Origin of the sequence: Maribacter sp. 4U21, assembly GCF_002742365.1 — a bacterium.
Classification (GTDB): domain Bacteria; phylum Bacteroidota; class Bacteroidia; order Flavobacteriales; family Flavobacteriaceae; genus Maribacter.
This window is the reverse complement of sequence record NZ_MDGN01000056.1, coordinates 1-18,244: the sequence shown is the minus strand read 5'-3', so window position 1 is coordinate 18,244 and position 18,244 is coordinate 1. Positions and strand designations below refer to the sequence as shown.

16 protein-coding genes are annotated in these 18,244 nt (G+C 39.5%); 14 read left to right on the top strand and 2 right to left on the bottom strand.

Annotation, left to right across the window (positions count from 1 at the left end; all coding sequences use genetic code 11):
* Positions 1-324: 324 nt before the first annotated feature.
* From BFP77_RS12290 to BFP77_RS12260, 7 genes are all read left to right on the top strand, one after another.
* Complete coding sequence (locus tag BFP77_RS12290) at positions 325-1,350, top strand: LacI family DNA-binding transcriptional regulator (RefSeq protein WP_099574331.1); 1,026 nt, start codon at positions 325-327, stop codon at positions 1,348-1,350.
* 17 nt (positions 1,351-1,367) lie between these two features.
* Positions 1,368-2,024, top strand: coding sequence for a beta-phosphoglucomutase (gene pgmB, locus BFP77_RS12285; RefSeq protein WP_099574330.1), 657 nt, complete (start codon positions 1,368-1,370; stop codon positions 2,022-2,024).
* Between the two features lie 69 nt (positions 2,025-2,093).
* Entirely contained in the window at positions 2,094-4,400 is a 2,307-nt protein-coding gene (locus tag BFP77_RS12280; protein WP_099574329.1) for a glycoside hydrolase family 65 protein, read from the top strand.
* Between the two features lie 11 nt (positions 4,401-4,411).
* On the top strand, positions 4,412-6,283 hold the full coding sequence (locus tag BFP77_RS12275) for an alpha-amylase family glycosyl hydrolase (protein WP_099574328.1): 1,872 nt from the start codon (positions 4,412-4,414) through the stop codon (positions 6,281-6,283).
* 4 nt (positions 6,284-6,287) lie between these two features.
* Complete coding sequence (locus BFP77_RS12270) at positions 6,288-7,031, top strand: glycerophosphodiester phosphodiesterase (protein WP_099574327.1); 744 nt, start codon at positions 6,288-6,290, stop codon at positions 7,029-7,031.
* Complete coding sequence (locus tag BFP77_RS12265; protein WP_099574326.1) at positions 7,031-8,296, top strand: NAD(P)/FAD-dependent oxidoreductase; 1,266 nt, start codon at positions 7,031-7,033, stop codon at positions 8,294-8,296. The genes BFP77_RS12270 and BFP77_RS12265 overlap by 1 nt, the downstream gene beginning before the upstream one ends.
* 2 nt (positions 8,297-8,298) lie before the next feature.
* Positions 8,299-8,844, top strand: a complete 546-nt coding sequence (locus BFP77_RS12260; RefSeq protein WP_099574325.1) for a DUF1697 domain-containing protein — start codon at positions 8,299-8,301, stop codon at positions 8,842-8,844.
* Positions 8,845-8,956: 112 nt separating this feature from the next.
* On the opposite strand, the gene BFP77_RS12255 is transcribed toward BFP77_RS12260, so the two are convergent.
* A complete protein-coding gene (locus tag BFP77_RS12255) occupies positions 8,957-9,430 on the bottom strand; it encodes a TspO/MBR family protein (protein WP_099574324.1) in 474 nt (157 codons plus the stop codon).
* Positions 9,431-9,510: 80 nt separating this feature from the next.
* Here BFP77_RS12255 and BFP77_RS12250 point away from each other — a divergent pair, with 80 nt between their 5' ends.
* From BFP77_RS12250 to BFP77_RS12225, 6 genes are all read left to right on the top strand, one after another.
* Positions 9,511-10,611 carry a diphosphomevalonate/mevalonate 3,5-bisphosphate decarboxylase family protein gene (locus BFP77_RS12250; RefSeq protein WP_099574323.1) on the top strand — a complete coding sequence of 367 codons (1,101 nt, stop codon included), beginning with the start codon at positions 9,511-9,513 and terminating at the stop codon, positions 10,609-10,611.
* A gap of 97 nt (positions 10,612-10,708) precedes the next feature.
* Positions 10,709-11,647, top strand: coding sequence for a mevalonate kinase family protein (locus BFP77_RS12245; RefSeq protein WP_099574322.1), 939 nt, complete (start codon positions 10,709-10,711; stop codon positions 11,645-11,647).
* 14 nt (positions 11,648-11,661) lie between these two features.
* Positions 11,662-12,567, top strand: coding sequence for a geranylgeranylglycerol-phosphate geranylgeranyltransferase (locus BFP77_RS12240; RefSeq protein WP_099574321.1), 906 nt, complete (start codon positions 11,662-11,664; stop codon positions 12,565-12,567).
* Entirely contained in the window at positions 12,567-13,517 is a 951-nt protein-coding gene (locus tag BFP77_RS12235; RefSeq protein ID WP_099574320.1) for a carbon-nitrogen hydrolase family protein, read from the top strand. The genes BFP77_RS12240 and BFP77_RS12235 overlap by 1 nt, the downstream gene beginning before the upstream one ends.
* Positions 13,518-13,581: 64 nt before the next feature.
* On the top strand, positions 13,582-14,424 hold the full coding sequence (locus BFP77_RS12230) for a pseudouridine synthase (protein ID WP_099574319.1): 843 nt from the start codon (positions 13,582-13,584) through the stop codon (positions 14,422-14,424).
* Positions 14,425-14,463: 39 nt separating this feature from the next.
* On the top strand, positions 14,464-15,537 hold the full coding sequence (locus tag BFP77_RS12225; RefSeq protein ID WP_099574318.1) for a zinc-binding metallopeptidase family protein: 1,074 nt from the start codon (positions 14,464-14,466) through the stop codon (positions 15,535-15,537).
* 16 nt (positions 15,538-15,553) lie between these two features.
* On the opposite strand, the gene BFP77_RS12220 is transcribed toward BFP77_RS12225, so the two are convergent.
* Positions 15,554-17,143: a M1 family metallopeptidase gene (locus tag BFP77_RS12220; protein ID WP_099574317.1), complete on the bottom strand. Its 1,590-nt coding sequence runs from the start codon at positions 17,141-17,143 to the stop codon at positions 15,554-15,556.
* A gap of 488 nt (positions 17,144-17,631) precedes the next feature.
* On the opposite strand from BFP77_RS12220, the gene BFP77_RS12210 reads away from it, so the two are divergent.
* The coding region (locus tag BFP77_RS12210) for an IS1595 family transposase (RefSeq protein WP_099574315.1) at positions 17,632-18,244 on the top strand (613 nt) is incomplete at its 3' end.

The following is an 18,244-nucleotide window of genomic DNA, read 5'->3' as shown; positions in this document are numbered from 1 at the left end:
TTGGGTTTGAGTAAATCCGACTTGTAAAAGACTCTGAATTTGATACCTTTGAGATAGGGTCAATTGTTTGTAATGTTTCATGCAAGATCAATATAAATATTGAACCTAAAATACTTGGGGCTAGCCCCAAGTATTTTAAATATGCATGTTGCACTTATGACTTGAACTTAGAAAATATAAACAATTTTAATTTTCTGAATTTTACAAGCTTTTGATTATTTTCAACCTCGAGGAAAATTGAATTCAAAAACGAGTAATTTTAAACTCATTAATAATGATATTCAATTTTGTTAGTAGGGTTACTTACCATTTAAAATCTTTGGTTTGAAAAGAAAAATTACTTTAAAACATATCGCCAGAGAGTTGGACGTTTCAATTTCAACTGTTTCCAAAGCACTCAAGAATAGCCATGAGATAAGTAGAGATACCAAGGATAAGGTTCAGGCGTTCGCTAAACTTTATAATTATAAGCCCAATAACATTGCTATCAGTTTAAAGAATAAAAGAACAAAGAACATTGGTGTTGTTATTCCTGATATCGTACATCATTTCTTTACCACCGTCTTTAGGGGAATAGAAAAATATGCCAATGAGCGTGGTTACAATGTTATTGTATGTGTATCGGACGAATCTTTCGACAAGGAGGTAATAAATATGGAAATGCTCGCCAACGGCAGCATTGATGGCTTTATCATGTCGCTATCCGCAGGAACGCAGAAGAAAGCCGATTTTAATCACTTGAAAGAAGTAACAGAGCAGGGGATTCCGTTGGTATTATTTGATAGGGTTACGGATGAGGTAGATTGTGATAAGGTCATATTAAACGATGAGAGTATTGCCTTTGAAGCCGTGGACTCCTTTATTAAGACAGGCAGAGAGAAAATAGCATTAGTAACTACGGATGCTTATTTTAATGTAAGTGCTAGTCGCGGAAAAGGGTATGTAAAGGCTTTAGAACAAAACGGACTAGTGTTCAATAAGGATTTGGTGCTTACATTGCCTTATGAAGACTTGGATGAGCAAACTATCAAGAACTTCTTTTCTACTACGGATGTAAATGCTGTACTTTGTGTAAATGAAATTTTTGCTATCCACTGTATGGGTATAGTACAATGCATGGGGAAAAGAATTCCCGAGGATATATCTTTTATCGGTTTTACAGATGGGATTTTGTCTAAATACTCCAAACCTACTTTGACAACCATTGCTCAACATGGGGATAAAATGGGAGAGGTGGCCGCTAAACTTTTAATAGATAGGGTAGAAAGCGATAATGAAGAGGTAGAAGAACCCTTTTGCACCGAAATTATTTCTGCTACGATTATTAAAAGGGAGTCAACAATCAATTAATTTACAAAGAAGAAAAGATGCAAAAAATTGGATTTATTTTCGATTTAGACGGGGTAATAGTGGATACGGCCAAATATCATTATCGGGCATGGAAAAAACTGGCCAATGAACTTGGTTTTGAATTTACCAAAGAACAGAACGAAATGTTCAAAGGGGTCAGTAGAAAGCGATGTCTTGAGATTTTGCTAGAAATTGGAAACGTAACAGCATATCAAGAACAATTTGATGCATGGATGGTAGATAAGAATGTGGACTACTTGGCCTATATAGAAAACATGGACGAGTCAGAGGTGCTGCCGGATGTGCCAAGGGTATTGAATTTTTTAAAAGATAATCATATTCCTATCGCCTTGGGATCCGCAAGCAAAAACGCTAGGCCAATTTTAGAAAAAGTAAAATTATTGCCTTTTTTTGATAGTATTGTGGATGGTAATAATGTAACCAAAGCAAAACCGGACCCGGAAGTATTTTTGATTGCTGCAGAAAATTTAGGGGTTCCGTCTAATAAATGTGTTGTCTTTGAAGATGCCGTTGCCGGTATCCAAGCTGCAAATGCCGCGCATATGATAAGTATTGGTATAGGTGATCAAAAGGTGTTGTCAGAGTCGAAGTATAATTTCAATGATTTTACGGAAATCGATACTGATTTCTTATCAAAACTTTTGCGTTCATAAACCCCATCGTAAATTTGAATTATTAGAACATACCATTTATAGGATAAATGTTCATTATAAATTGTAGGAATGAATCAAGATTATATAAAGGCCGATAATTGGTCTATCATAGAAGAAGGTTTTGACAAAGAACAGGTTAAATCCTCAGAAAGCTTATTTAGTATTGGCAACGGCGCAATGGGGCAAAGAGCCAATTTTGAAGAAACGTACACGGGAGACACATTTCAAGGAAGTTATATTGCAGGTGTTTATTATCCGGATAAGACACGTGTGGGATGGTGGAAAAATGGCTATCCTGAGTATTTTGCCAAAGTATTGAATGCTCCCAATTGGATTGGAATAAATGTAAGTGTGAACGGGGAAACGTTGGATTTGAATACCTGTAAGAACGTTTCGGATTACCGAAGGGAGCTCAACATGAAAGAGGGTTATTACAAGAGGGAGTTCGTTGCCACCCTACCTAACGATATCAAGATAGGGGTAGAAGCCATTAGATTTCTGAGTTTGGATATAGATGAGGTAGGGGCAATAAAGTATGCCGTTACAGTGCTTTCTTCGGATGCTGAAGTAATGTTTGATTCTTATTTGGATAGCAGCATTACCAATGAAGACAGTAATTGGGATGATAAGTTCTGGAACACTACAGGAGTTTCTTCCGAAGGAAACCAAGCTTTTATTGAGGCACATACGATGAAGACAAATTTTGCAACCTGTACCTTTATGCAGTCGCACCTACTTTATAACGGCAGTAGTAGTGTTGTTGAACCACATATTATTGAAGAGGATTTACGGGTAAGCCAAACCTTTAAGCAAAAGGTGAAAGTGGGCGAGACGGTAGCATTACATAAATTTGGTGGCTATACTGTTTCTACGAATTATAAGACATCAAGATTGGTCGCTGCCGCAAAGGAAGTACTTAGAGAAGTTTCCCAACTCGGTTTTAATGATTTGTTGGAAAAACAAAAACAAGCTTGGGCGCGGATTTGGGAGATGAGCGATATTGTTATCGAAGGAGATGTAAAAGCCCAACAGGGCATACGTTTTAATATCTTTCAATTGAACCAGACCTATCTCGGAACAGATTCAAGATTGAATATAGGTCCAAAGGGATTTACCGGAGAGAAATACGGTGGTAGCACCTATTGGGACACGGAAGCTTATTGTCTTCCTTTCTATATGGCTACTAAAGATGATAAAGTTGCGCGTAAATTACTAAAGTACAGATACAATCACCTGGATAAGGCCATAGAGAATGCGCAAAAGCTAGGGTTTGTAAACGGTGCGGCGTTATATCCTATGGTTACCATGAACGGAGAGGAATGCCATAACGAGTGGGAAATAACTTTTGAAGAAATACATAGAAACGGAGCCATAGCCTTTGCAATCTATAACTATTACAGATATACGGGAGACTATGGTTATATACCAGAAATGGGTCTAGAGGTGTTGATCGGTATTTCAAGATTTTGGCATCAAAGGGTGAACTTCTCCGAGGACAAAAAAAAGTACGTTATGTTAGGGGTAACAGGACCCAACGAATATGAGAACAACGTCAATAATAACTGGTATACCAACTACTTGGCCAAGTGGTGCATAGATTACACCCTGGAACAAATAGGTAAGGTCAAAGATGGATACGCAGACGATTATAAGCGTATCATGGGAAAGACGAAATTAAATGATAGGGAGCTTGAAAATTGGAAAAAAGTAGCCGATAACATATACTTCCCATTTTCTGAAAAATATGGGATATTCTTACAACAAGACGGGTTTTTGGACAAGGAGTTGGTTCAAGTGAAGGATCTGTCAAAACAGGACCGACCCATCAACCAGAAATGGAGCTGGGATAGAATTTTACGTTCTCCGTACATCAAACAGGCAGATGTACTTCAGGGATTTTATCTTTTTGAGGCTGATTTTTCAACAGAATCATTAGAAAAGCACTTTGATTTTTATGAGCCGTTTACGGTTCATGAATCTTCGCTATCGCCATGTGTGCATAGTATACAAGCGGCCAAGCTGGGTAGAATGGAGCAGGCGTACACTTTTTATCTGAGAACTTCAAGACTTGACTTGGATGACTATAACAAGGAGGTGGAAGAGGGCTTGCACATTACCTCAATGGCAGGTACTTGGATGAGTATCGTAGAAGGTTTTGGAGGCATGCGCGTTGTAGATGATAAGTTGTCTTTCTATCCTCAAATTCCAAAGCAGTGGAAAGCCTTTGCTTTTAATGTTAATTTTAGAAATAGAATCATTAAGGTACGCGTAACGGACAAGGAAACTACTTTTGAGCTTAATGGAGATACCGAAATGTCCATACGTGTAAATGGTAAAAGGGTAGAGCTGATACCTGGTAATACAATAATGGTATAATCCGCTGACCCATGCGCCAAACCATTCTTATTTTCTTTTGTCTGGTGGTCTTGGCCAGTATATCCTGTAAAAACGAAATTCAAAAACCCTTGCATCAAAAAATGGAAAGAAAAAATAAAGTGGTTGTTTACCAGGTTTTTACAAGGCTATTTGGTAATACCAATACCAACAACAAGTCTTGGGGAACCATTGAGGAGAACGGGGTAGGTAAGTTTGATGACTTTTCCCCTCGTGCGCTGCAAGAAATCAAGGAGCTGGGAATTACACATATGTGGTATACCGGTGTTCCGCATCATGCTGTTATAAATGATTATACCGCAATCGGGATTTCTAACGATGACCCGGATGTAGTTAAGGGAAGGGCGGGATCACCATATGCCGTTAAGGATTATTATAACGTTAATCCTGACTTGGCCATAGACCCCGGTAATAGGCTTCAGGAATTTAAAAACTTGGTAACCCGTACACATGCCACCGGTATGAAGGTTATTATAGATATTGTTCCAAACCATGTTGCCAGAGGTTATGAGGGAAAAACCAATCCCGCCGGGGTAACCGATTTTGGAGCCGAGGACGATTCTACCTTGGAGTACCACCGAGATAATAACTTTTATTACATTCCCGGGGAAGAATTTAAGGTTCCCCAATGGAAGGATGGTTATTTGCCTTTAGGCGGAGAAGAACATCGCTTGGCAGATTCCAAATATACCGAGGTGCCGGCCAAATGGACAGGGAATGGCTCTAGACTGGCACAACCAGATATGAACGATTGGTATGAAACGGTACGGATTAACTACGGGGTGCGCCCAGATGGCTCTTATGATTTTGATTCGCTTCCAGAGGACTTTGCACAAAAGGGAATTACGGAACACGCTGCGTTTTGGAAGGAAAAATCGGTTCCAGGTTCTTGGAAAAAATTCAGGGATATTGCGTTGTACTGGTTAGATTTTGGAGTAGATGGCTTTAGATATGACATGGCCGAAATGGTGCCGGTTGAGTTTTGGAGCTACATGAACTCTAGCATAAAAATGAAGAATCCGGATGCTTTTCTTATGGCAGAGGTATATAATCCTGACCTATATAGAGCCTATATTAAAAAAGGTAAAATGGATTATCTATATGACAAGGTAGAACTGTACGATAGTATAAAGCACATTATGAAAGGCTACGGGTGGACGGATCATATACCCGTTGTTCAAAAAGGTTTGGAAGATATAGAGCATCATATGCTTCATTTTTTAGAGAACCATGATGAGCAGCGCATTGCTAGTCCGGATTTTGTGGGCGATGCTAAAACGGCTAAACCGGCCATGGTAGTTTCCGCCACCATTAGCACATCGCCTACCATGATTTACTTTGGTCAGGAAGTGGGAGAACCTGGAGCGGAAAACGCTGGTTTTGGCAGCCCAACAAGAACCTCGATTTTTGATTATATCGGTGTACCCCATTTTCAGAGATGGGTCAATGAAAAAAAGTTCGATGGGGGTCAGTTAAGTGATGCAGAAAAGGAACTACGAGATTTTTACAAGCGTCTACTGAACTTCACTATAGAAAGTGAAGCCCTTATGGGAAAATATCGCGAGATACATTTCTACAATAAGGAGCATACGGACAATTATAATCACCGGGTGCTGTCCTATGTGCGTTGGAGTGAGAAGGAAAAATTGGTAGTGGTATCTAATTTTGACACGCACGAAAATCATACCTTTCAACTTAAGATTCCATCGGAAATAATTAGCGAATGGAAATTGAAGAACGGAACTTATAAACTAGTGGATGGTCTATACGGTTCTAGCCAAGATTTAAATGTTATAGATGGTGTAGGAAATATCGATGTGCATTTAAATCCATTAGAATCTTATATTTTTGAATTGAAAAATTAGAAAAATGTTTAAAAAGATTTCAATTTTAGCGGTAATCATTCTAGTAACGGCTTGCGATATGAAAAAACCTTTGGTAATTGGTCATAGGGGAGCAATGGGTCATGAAACTGAAAATAGTTTAGCATCTATTCAAAAAGCATTGGATTTAGGGGTAGATATGATAGAAATCGATGTCTTCCAAATTTCCAGTGGTGAGATTGTCGTGTTTCATGATGAAATGGTAGATAGGCTTACCAATGGCCCAGGAAAAATAGAAGAATATAATATCTACGATTTAAAAAGGTTAACCCTAGATGGAGGGCATAAGATACCCATGCTTCAAGATGTATTGAAGTTGATAGACAATAAAGTGGCCCTTAATATTGAGTTAAAGGGGGCGAATACGTCGGACAGGGTAAACTTTATTATGGATTACTATGTAAAGGAAAAGAATTGGTCTCCAGAAAATTTTATCATTTCTAGTTTCAATTGGGATGAACTAAGAGCAATGCGTAAACTGAATGATGAGGTAGCGATAGCGGTTCTGACAGAGGAAAATCCTATTGATGCCATTCCCATAGCGAAGGAACTTAATGCGGTGGCCATAAATCCCTATTTCAAAAACCTGGATTTAGAAGTTGCTAACGAAATACGAGATGCCGGGTTTAAAATATATACATGGACGGTTAATGAACCCGCTGATATAGATGCCATGAAGCGAATTAGCGTAGACGGGATTATTACCAATTTCCCGGAAAGGGTTCAGTAATGTATGATGTTCTCATAGTTGGTGGTGGTGCGGCAGGTTTCTATGCAGCACTCCATGTCGCTGAACACCTTCCTAAAAACAAGGTGGCCATACTCGAAAGGGGCAATGAAGTGCTTTCAAAAGTAAAAGTTTCCGGAGGTGGCCGTTGTAATGTTACCCATGCCGAGTTTGACCCAAAAGAACTTTCCAAGAACTATCCCAGAGGAGAGAAAGAACTTTTAGGTCCTTTTCATACCTACGCCAGCGGAGATACCATCACTTTCTTTGAAGAAAGAGGAATTGCATTGAAGATAGAAGAGGATGGCCGTATGTTTCCGGTAACGGATTCTTCACAGACCATCATTGACTGTTTTTTGTCCGAAGCAAATCGATTAGGGGTAGCTATACATTATAAGAGTCCAGTAGTAGGCATCACGGCAGAAAAAGAGCATTGGCTGGTAAAGACTAGAGATGCCAGTTTCAAATCCAAGAAAATTATTATGGCGACGGGAAGTAACCCTAAAGTATGGGAGCTCTTAGGTAATTTAGGTCATACCATTGTCACTCCTGTACCCTCTTTGTTCACGTTTAACATACAGGATAAAAGAATTGCCGATATTCCTGGCTTAAGTACTGCCGCTGAGGTTCAGGTTTTGGAAAGCAGTACGGGAAAGGGAAACTTATACGGTAAGAAAAATAGGGAGGCCGTACTTACCTCAGAAGGCCCTTTACTCATAACACACTGGGGAATGAGTGGACCGGCCATCTTAAAACTATCCGCGTGGGGTGCCAGAATTTTAAAAAACTACAACTATAATTTTAAGATTCAGGTCAACTGGGTTCCAGAGTATCATAAAGAGGGACTTTTGGGACTATTCATGGAGGTGAAAAAAGTAGAGCGTAAGACAGTTTTACGGACAAAAGTAGTAGATATTCCCAAGAGGTTGTGGGTAAATCTAGTACGGGCGTCTGGGATAGCTGATTCGGACACATGGCCAGATGTCTCTAAAGTACAGCTTCAAAATTTGGCGGAGCAATTAACCAACGGAATTTATCAGGTTACTGGTAAGAGTACCTTTAAAGAAGAGTTTGTGACTGCCGGCGGCATCGATTTAAAGGAAATCAATTTTAAGACCTATGAGAGTAAAGTAATTCCTAATCTGTATTTCGCTGGAGAAATAATGAATATAGACGCCATCACCGGAGGCTTCAATTTTCAGAATGCTTGGACCTCGGGCTATATGGCGGCACAAGGAATAATTGCTGAATTAGCGAATAACGAATAAATATGGAGAAGTATATCGCTTTTTTAAGAGGAATCAATGTTGGAGGTCACAAGAAAGTACCCATGGCAAAACTTAGGGAAGTGCTGGGTGTTACTGGTTTTCATGAGGTAAGAACATATATTCAGAGCGGTAATATTGTATTTAAATGCCCAGAGAAATCCGTCAGCGAATTGGAGCAAATCATTAAAAAGACCATTGAGGATAGTTTCGGTTTTCGGGTTCCGACTTTAGTAAAATCTCTTGCTGAAGTTCAAAAAATCATAGATGATAACCCCTTTACAACTTCAGAATATTTAGAAACTAACAGCGTTTATTTTACACTTCTTTTTGATGTTCCGTCGGGGGAACAGATACGTTCTTTTGAATCGGTTACCTACCCCAATGAAGAATTCAAGATTTCCGATAGCTGCGTATATCTTCTTTGTAAAAAGGGATATGGCAACGCAAAGTTGAACAACAACCTTATAGAGCGCAAATTGAAAGTTACCGCCACAGCAAGGAACTACCGCACAATGCAAAAGCTTTTGGTATTAGCGTCATATAAATGAAGTAATTCACTAAGTTCTATATAAATTTTTATTTTCTTACCATCAACCATCAACCATCAACCATCAACCATCAACCATCAACCATCAACCATCAACCATCAACCATCAACCATCAATTAAGCTCCCATATTTTATAGTTAAGGAGCGTGGCAAAACAGACCCATAATAGATAAGGAGTCAATAAAATGGCCGCCAACTTGCTCACTACTTTAAACCATTTAATGGTTAATATAAGCATAATCAAGAGTGCAATGATTACCCAAAGTGCATAAAACGGACTTTTAAGTCCAAAAAATACGATACTCCACAGAGCATTTAACAATAACTGAAAACCAAAATGATAAAGTCCCGTTTTTACATATTTATGGTGGAAACCCTTTCCCCAGACCCATCCCGCAGCGATGCCCATGAGTATGTAAAGTGCGGTCCAAACTGGTGCAAATATCCAATTGGGCGGATTAAAACTTGGTTTGTTCAGGGTTAAATACCAGTCATTAACAGAGCTCTGCGTTGCAAAACTGGCAAGAAACCCAATAACTAGGCAAAGGGTAACGGAGATAACGATATAGACTAGTTTCTTTTTCAATGCTGAGCAGTTTAGGTCTAAAATAAGGAATTATTTCAATTGATGTAGCTAAAAACTATCTTTGCGCAAATACTGTTTTAATGACCGAAAAAGATTTTGTTCCTTCAGCATATCATAATTTAAAAGAAGAAGGTGTAGTTGGTTTTAAATCCCCGAGTAATATAGCTTTAGTGAAGTACTGGGGAAAGAAGGAGAATCAGATTCCGGCGAATCCGTCCATTAGTTTCACCCTAGATGCCTGTGCCACCAAAACCATTCTTACTTACAGTAAACTGGAAAAGCGGGCAACCGACTTTTCTTTTGATTTAATTTTTGAAGGAAAGCCAAAACCTAGCTTTACTCCTAAGATTACGACTTTTTTTAGTCGTATTGTAACCTATGTACCGTTTTTGTTGGACTATCATTTTGTAATTGAAACTTCCAATTCTTTTCCCCATAGCAGCGGTATCGCCTCATCCGCAAGCGGTATGTCCGCGCTGGCGCTTTGCTTAATGGAAATAGAGAAAGAACTGAATCCAGAAATGTCAGACACTCAATTTATACAAAAAGCATCGTTTTTGTCCCGATTAGGTTCGGGTAGTGCTTGTAGAAGTATTCAGGGAGATATCGTGCAATGGGGAAACCATACCGATACGGATAGAAGCTCCGACTTATATGGCATAAAGTATCCCTACGAGGTACATAAACTATTCAGGAACTATCACGACACCATCCTTTTGGTGGACAAAGGAGAAAAACAGGTAAGCAGTACGGTAGGTCATGATTTAATGCACGATCATCCATTTGCTCGTCAACGCTTTGCACAGGCCCATGAGAATTTAACAAAACTCAAGTCGGTCTTTAAGGAGGGAGACCTGAAGGAATTCATTAAAATTGTAGAGAGCGAAGCACTTACCCTACATGCCATGATGATGACAAGCCATCCTTATTTTATTTTAATGAAACCGAATACTTTAGAGATTATAAATAAAATCTGGGCTTTTCGGGAACGTTCTGGTACACACGTTTGCTTTACCTTGGATGCTGGCGCTAATGTTCATGTTTTATATCCCGAAAACGAAAAAGAAGAAGTCTATCAATTTATTAAGAATGAGTTAGTTGTATACTGTCAAAACCAACAGTATATTTGTGATAGAATTGGTTTTGGAGCCAAAAGAATAAACGTAGGCTTGGATAATTAAAAACAAGAATTTACGTTCTTTGTTGAACCGTTTAACCGATTTGTTCAACTAATTTAGAATAGTTGATTATATTTAGTTATTGTTTTAGATATCAAGAATGAAAGGACCATTATTTTACTCTAAAATACTTCTTTTTGGAGAGTATGGAATTATTAAGGACTCCAAAGGACTTTCTATACCTTATAATTTTTTCAAGGGAGCCCTGAAAATGGACGATAATACATCGGAGAAAGCGCAACAATCCAATATGGCGCTGAGCGGTTTTTCCGAGTATTTAGATAAGCTTACAAAAGAACAACCAGAGTTGGTGTCTTTTAATGTAAAGGAGTTAAAGGAAGATATTGCCAAAGGCATGTATTTTGATAGTTCTATACCTCAAGGTTACGGAGTAGGTAGTAGTGGTGCTTTGGTAGCCGCTATTTATGATAAATATGCCAATGATAAGATTACGGTATTAGAAAATCTTACCAGGAAAAAATTACTTAAGCTAAAAACGATTTTTGGGAATATGGAATCTTTTTTCCACGGAAAATCATCTGGCTTAGACCCCTTGAACAGTTACCTTAGCTTACCTATACTTATTAATTCAAAAGATAACATAGAGTCTACCAGTATTCCTACGCAAAATGCGAAAGGTAAAGGGGCCGTTTTTCTTTTGGATAGCGGGTCAACCGGTGAGACCGCTCCTATGGTGCAGCTTTTTATGGAACAGATGAAGAGTGAAGGTTTTAGGAATATGCTTAAAAATCAGTTTATAAAACATACCGATGCCTGCGTAGAAGATTTTGTTAATGGTAATGTAAAATCCCTTTTTGGAAATTTGAAACAGTTGTCAAACGTAGTTTTGAATAACTTTAAACCTATGATTCCCGCTAAGTTTCACGAACTGTGGAAACAGGGCATAGACAGTAACGAATATTACTTAAAATTATGTGGTTCTGGCGGCGGCGGTTACATCCTTGGTTTTACAGAAGATTTGGCCAAGGCCAAGAAGGCATTAAAAGACTATAAATTAGAGGTGGTTTACAACTTCTAGGACGCATCCATTCCATGTTTAGTAGAAAAAACAAACTCTTACTTCTTAAAGTGTTGAGTCTGTTTTCTGTGGTACGTGGTTATAACGTTCTGATTATAGCCCTAGCACAGTATTTAGCTTCCATTTATATACTGGCACCAAAATTACCGCTAGGCAGGGTTATTTTGGACATCAATCTCTTGGTCATCGTCTTGGCTTCTACCTTAGTGATCGCAAGCGGGTATATCATTAATAATTTTTACGATGCCGAAAAGGACCTGATCAACAAGCCCAGGAAGAGTATGTTGGATAGGCTGGTGAGCCAGCGTTTTAAATTAACCACTTACTTTGTATTGAACTTTCTTGCCGTGTTTGCGGCAAGCTATGTTTCTTTTAGGGCCGTACTGTTCTTCTCGGCTTACATCTTCGGTATCTGGTTCTATTCTCATAAGCTAAAAAAAGTGCCCTTTGTCGGAAATTTTGTCTCTGCAACTCTTGCTATTACACCTTTTTTTGCTGTTTTTGTATACTATAAGAATTTTGAAAACGTAATTTTTGTTCATGCCGTTTTCCTGTTTCTGCTGATACTATCACGGGAGATGATAAAGGATTTGGAGAATATTTCTGGAGATTTGGCTCAGAACTATAGAACAATTCCCATTATTTATGGTGTTAGAACCTCTAAATTCTTAATAGCGGCCTTAATTCTATTGACGCTGATACCATCATTGCTTCTTATCTTTAAGTTCGATATTGGCTATATGCATTATTATTTTGCAATTTGCGTGGCTTTTTTGGTACTCTTTCTGTTATTATTGCCAAAAGCTACGACCAAAAAGCATTACGTCTGGTTACATAATATTTTGAAGTTGATCATTGTTGCAGGTGTTTTTAGTATTCTTTTAATCGATATTGATTTGGTTTTAAATCGGATTTTATAATGGAACATATATTAAAAGTAGCATTGGCTCAAATTGCTCCAGTTTGGCTTAACAAAAAAGCTACCTTGGAGAAAATAGAGGCCACTATAAAAGAGGCCGCAAAAGAAAAAGCAGAACTCGTAGTCTTCGGGGAGGCCTTGCTGCCCGGCTATCCGTTTTGGTTAGCCTTAACAGAGGGCGCATCCTGGGATAAGAAAGTAAACAAAGAACTTCATGCACATTATGTTAGAAATTCCATACAGATAGAGGCGGGAGAATTAGAAACGGTACAAACCCTTGCAAAAGAAAACAATATCGCCATTTATCTAGGGATGATGGAGCGTGCTCAAAATCGTGGGGGTCATAGTATTTATGCCTCCTTAGTATATATAGACCAGCAGGGGACCATAAAATCGGCCCATAGAAAGTTGCAGCCCACCTATGATGAGCGACTTACATGGGCGCCGGGTGATGGAAACGGACTGCAGGTACACGCACTAAAACAATTTACGGTGGGCGGTTTAAACTGTTGGGAAAATTGGATGCCGCTTCCCAGAACCGCACTTTATGGGCAGGGAGAAAATTTACATGTAGCCGTTTGGCCCGGGAGTGAGCATAATACAAAAGATATTACAAGGTTCATTGCACGGGAGTCTAGAAGTTATGTGATTTCTGTTTCTTCCTTAATGTCTAAAACCGATTTTCCAGAGGACACACCGCATCTTAATGCCATTCTAGAAAAGGCACCGGAAATATTGGCAAACGGGGGTTCGTGTATTGCTGGCCCTGATGGGGAATGGATCGTTGAGCCGGTGTTACATGAAGAAGGATTGATTTATCAGGAATTGGATTTTAACCGCGTTTATGAAGAACGGCAGAATTTTGATGCCGTTGGGCATTACTCCAGACCAGATGTCACCAAACTTACCGTAAATCGTGAACGCCAATCTACGGTTCAATTCGAAGGTTGATTTAGTTAGGTAGTATTGCTAAGGCGGCAATCCATTTTCCTACCTTTGCAACTAAATTCGCATCATGAGTAGGGAAGATTCCAATAAGGGTAGAAAAGCATCGGGAAGACAAGGAGGTAACTTTAGGAAGAAGAGTTACGCTCGTGGTAATGCGCCTATCAAAAAAACTACGGCACCCAAACAACCTTCTGACCCTAACGCTATACGGTTAAATAAATATGTAGCTAACTCCGGTGTATGCTCACGCAGGGACGCCGATATTTATATAGCGGCCGGTAATATTACCGTGAACGGTAAACCTATTACCGAAATGGGTTACAAGGTAAAGCTAGAGGATGAGGTAAAGTTCGATGGACGTTTGTTGAATCCCATAAAAAAAGAATACGTACTGCTAAACAAGCCAAAGGATTTTTCTACTACCGTGCGTGATGAGAAAGGCAAACGTCATGTTTCCGGACTAATATCCAACGCTTCCAAGTCTAAACTGTTGCCGGTCGATAAATTGGACAAAGAGCATACAGGTCTTTTGGTATTTACCAATGATGGCGATTTAAAGAAAAGATTAAAGAGTCCTATTAACGGAATACGTAAAATATACCACCTTGTTCTTGATAGGGATTTGAGAAGTGCGGATCTTAAAAAAATTCAAGAAGGTGTAACCGTGGAAGACAAGGCTGTTCGCGTTCAGGATATTAGTTTCATAGATAATGCGCCCAAACGAGAGGTCGGTATTGAAATTTTTAGCTCCAGAGGTAAAATTGTAGAACGACTTTTTGAGGAGTTAGATTATAAAGTAATAAAACTGGACCGCGTGGTTTATGGCGGACTAACAAAAAAAGACCTACCTAGAGGCCACTGGCGTTTTCTAACGGAACAAGAACTGGTCAATTTAAAAATGATTAAGTAGTCTTAAGTTTTTCATAAGCATTTTTCTTAACTAATAACTATGAAGTTATTCCAATGTGAAAATTGTAATAATCCCGTGTTTTTTGAAAATGATAAGTGCGAACAATGCGGTTATCATCTGGGTTACTTAGATACCACTTTCGATCTGTTAGCATTACTACCTAATTTAAAGCAATGGCAAAGCCCCACAGATGGCTTGCAAAACTTTGTTCGGTGTAAGAACTATGCTTATAATGTTTGTAACTGGCTGGTTCCGGATACCGATGCAACTGGTTTTTGTAAGGCTTGTAAACTAAATAGGACAATACCGGACATAGGAATTAAAAAAAACCTGAAAAAATGGAGAAGGATAGAAGTAGCGAAGCACAGGCTTGTATTTCAACTTCAAAAACTACGATTACCCGTCCAAAGCAAGTTAGCGCACCCCAAAACAGGTTTTTGCTTTGACTTTCTATCCCGAAGAGATGTTGGGGACAACGGCAAAAACTTAATGACCGGCCATGCCAATGGGGTAGTGACTATTCTTCTTTCCGAGGCAGATTCAGTATTACGGGAGCAAATGAAACGGGAAATGAATGAACGCTATAGAACGCTGATAGGTCATTTTCGTCATGAGATAGGACATTATTATTGGGAATTACTTGTATATTCCAATGAGGAAATACTGAATGATTTTAGGGAATTATTTGGTGATGAGCGTACATCTTATGGAGACGCACTTCAAAATTATTATAAAAACGGACCTCAAAAAAAATGGAGAAAGAATTTTATTAGTAAATATTCCTCCTCCCATCCTTGGGAGGATTGGGCAGAGACTTGGGCGCACTACCTGCATCTGTTGGATACCGTGGAAACGGCCTATTACTTTGGAATTAAAATAGAGCCGAATTTAAAAGATAAAAAACACCTAAGGATGAAATCTATAGTTGATCCCTATGAGGAATCAAGTTTTAAAAAAATAGTAGGGAAGGCTATTCCTCTATTCTCTGCTATAAACAGCATGAACCGTTCTATGGGTATTGCAGACGTTTACCCTTTCGTCATTTCCAAACCTGTAATTAGGAAGATGGAGTTCATACACAAACTTCTTAAAAAGAATCGTCTTACGGTTTGATGCAAACCACTTAGATTTATTTTTCCTCGAATAACAACCAAAGATTAGGGTCTAGTTCAATGGTTTCAGGTCGTTTTGATAAAGGAACAATAAACTCTTCTTTTGTTTTGGTAACCTGTAGTGTTTCAATCGTGGTTTCATTTCCGGTAATGATACCGATCTCTAATGGAAAATTGAAGCTGTGATGTTCCTGTAGTTGATGAATGGTAATGCTCAATTTCCCCTTGGCATAGTTCCAATCCCATTGAAGTTCTGGGTATCCTTTTGTGAATATCCATTGTTTAAAAAAGCCCGATAAATCTTGCCCTGAAACGTCCTCCATAGATTTTTGAAAATCCGAGGTCATCGCATTAGAATTTTGATATTTCTTATAATAAGATTGAATGCCCCTCCAGAATACCTCGTTACCTAATTGATGACGGAGCATATTCAAGACCCATCCTCCTTTTTGATAGGTGTTTGTGCTTAATACTTTTAAGGGATCTTTAATGGATGGGTCCACTATGGGCGACGGATTTTTTTGGTAGTATTCAATAATCTGCTTTTTATCCAAAGCCAGTTCCTTTTTGCGTGTTTCGTCACCATAAACCGATTCTTGATACAGTATGGCAAAGTAGGTGGCAAATCCCTCGCTCAACCACACATGGTTCCAATCATTTTCGCTGGCGGAATTACCGAACCACTGGTGGGCTACTTCATGCGCGATAAGTCCTTCGACTTCATTTTTGCCGGTGACCGAGTTTTCAAAGTAGGCAATGTTACCAGCGTTCTCCAAACCGCCCCATTGGGTCTTAGCTTGCATATTGGCAAGTTTCGCATAAGAATAAGGCCCTATGTTATCAATAAAATACTTCAACACCTTAGAGGCTACGGCATAATCGTTAAAACCCGCTAACCTGTTTTCAGGATACACCCATGCCGATACCGGAACGTCGTAAACATCTTCCAGTTGTCTGCTCGCGAATCTAGTAACGCCAATAGTAACCACTTTCATAGCTACCGGTGCGGGTTCATGATAAACCGTAAATTTCATGCCGTATCCTAGATTACTCTCTTCTATTTTTTCGCCTGTGGCCACTACATCGTAATGCGAGGGTGCCGTAATTCTAAATTCTACGGATGCCTTATCATAAGGATGATCTACGGACGGCAACCAATGTCTGGCCAGATTGGGCCAATTGTCACCAAAAAAAGAACGCTGCCCGAACTTGGTGGTATCGATGACCAATCCTCCTTCCGGGACACCTTGGTAATTTATAGTGAATGTTCTTTCCTTCTTGTCCGATACCGACGGATTAATCTTAATTTTATTATCGATATAGGTATAATCTACCAACCTCCCCGCTTCGGTAACGCCAGAAACATTCATCCCATAATCCTTGATTTTAGCGATGAGGTCCAGAGCAAATGAACCTTCTTCTAACTGGTTTACGGTTACAGAAGTTTTACCTATAATTTCGTTGGAATCATCACTTAAGGTAAGATCAAAAACGTACGATTCAACATCAACGGAGGTATTCCTCTTGTAGGTGTCCTGAGCGTGAGCATCGGTAGTTATAATTAATAAGATGAAGATTGAGATGAGTTTTAAGAAAGAGCTATTCATTTAAAGAGATGATTTATTCAGCAATTTAATCATAATCTAATTGATAGTTAGTAAGGGCCTAAGGTATCATAATGAGGTGTGAGGATAGTGCCAATAATTGTTTTGTCAGCATTATAGGTTGCTATATCAATCCTATTATGGAAGCTACAAAACCAACAATTAGGAGGAATACAAATAGGCCAAATGCAATAACATAGATACCGATGAGCTGTTTGTTGGTTGATGCTTTATTGCTAAAATAGCCATGGAAGATGGGAATACTTAAGATTGTTCCGAAAATTAGCACCAGGGTATAGGGTAGAGCGTTGATGAAATTGACTGGTTTGTTCTTTTTTTTCACAACAATTGCCCGAGCGGTATAGTGACAAATGATTGGGTAGGCTATGAGTATACCCCCGAACGCCGTAAATTCATTCAAGGCATAAAATAAATATGTAGAGGTCAGTAGATAAATTCATACTTTTGAATTCAATAAATATAGGGTTTATATGGATATTTTCAAGGGTCAAAACCTTCTAGAGTTCTCCGATCGCTTCAAAACGGATCTGGACTGCAAGGAGTATCTCGCCGGGATCAAATGGAAAGAGGGTTTCAAATGCGTCAAATGTAACCATGTCGCAGTGCAGGTAAGAAAAGACTTTTCGAGGACGTGCAACATCTGCGGCCATACCGATTCGGCCACTGCCAACACGCTTTTCCATAAGGTCAAGTTCGGTCCTCGAAAGGCCTTTTTCATCTGTTTCGAGATGTCGACCAGTACAAAGAGCCTGTCGGCCAGTTACATGGGCGTGCGCTACGGTGTCACCGAAAAGACCGCCCGCCTGTTCATGCTCAAGGTAAGGGAGGCCATGGCGTCCAGCGGGAACCGCCCGATGGACGGCACGGTGCACGTCGACGAGTTCGTGCTCGGCGGGGTCGAAAAGGGAAAGATAGGGCGCAGCTACGATGCCAAGAAAAAGAAGGCGGTCACGGCCGTGCAGCTTACCCCGGAAGGTAAGGTCAGGCGCATGTACGCCATGCGCATCGAGGACTTCTCGGCAAGGTCGCTGCAATATATCTTCATCGACCATATCAGCAGGGAGGCCAAGGTGACCACGGACA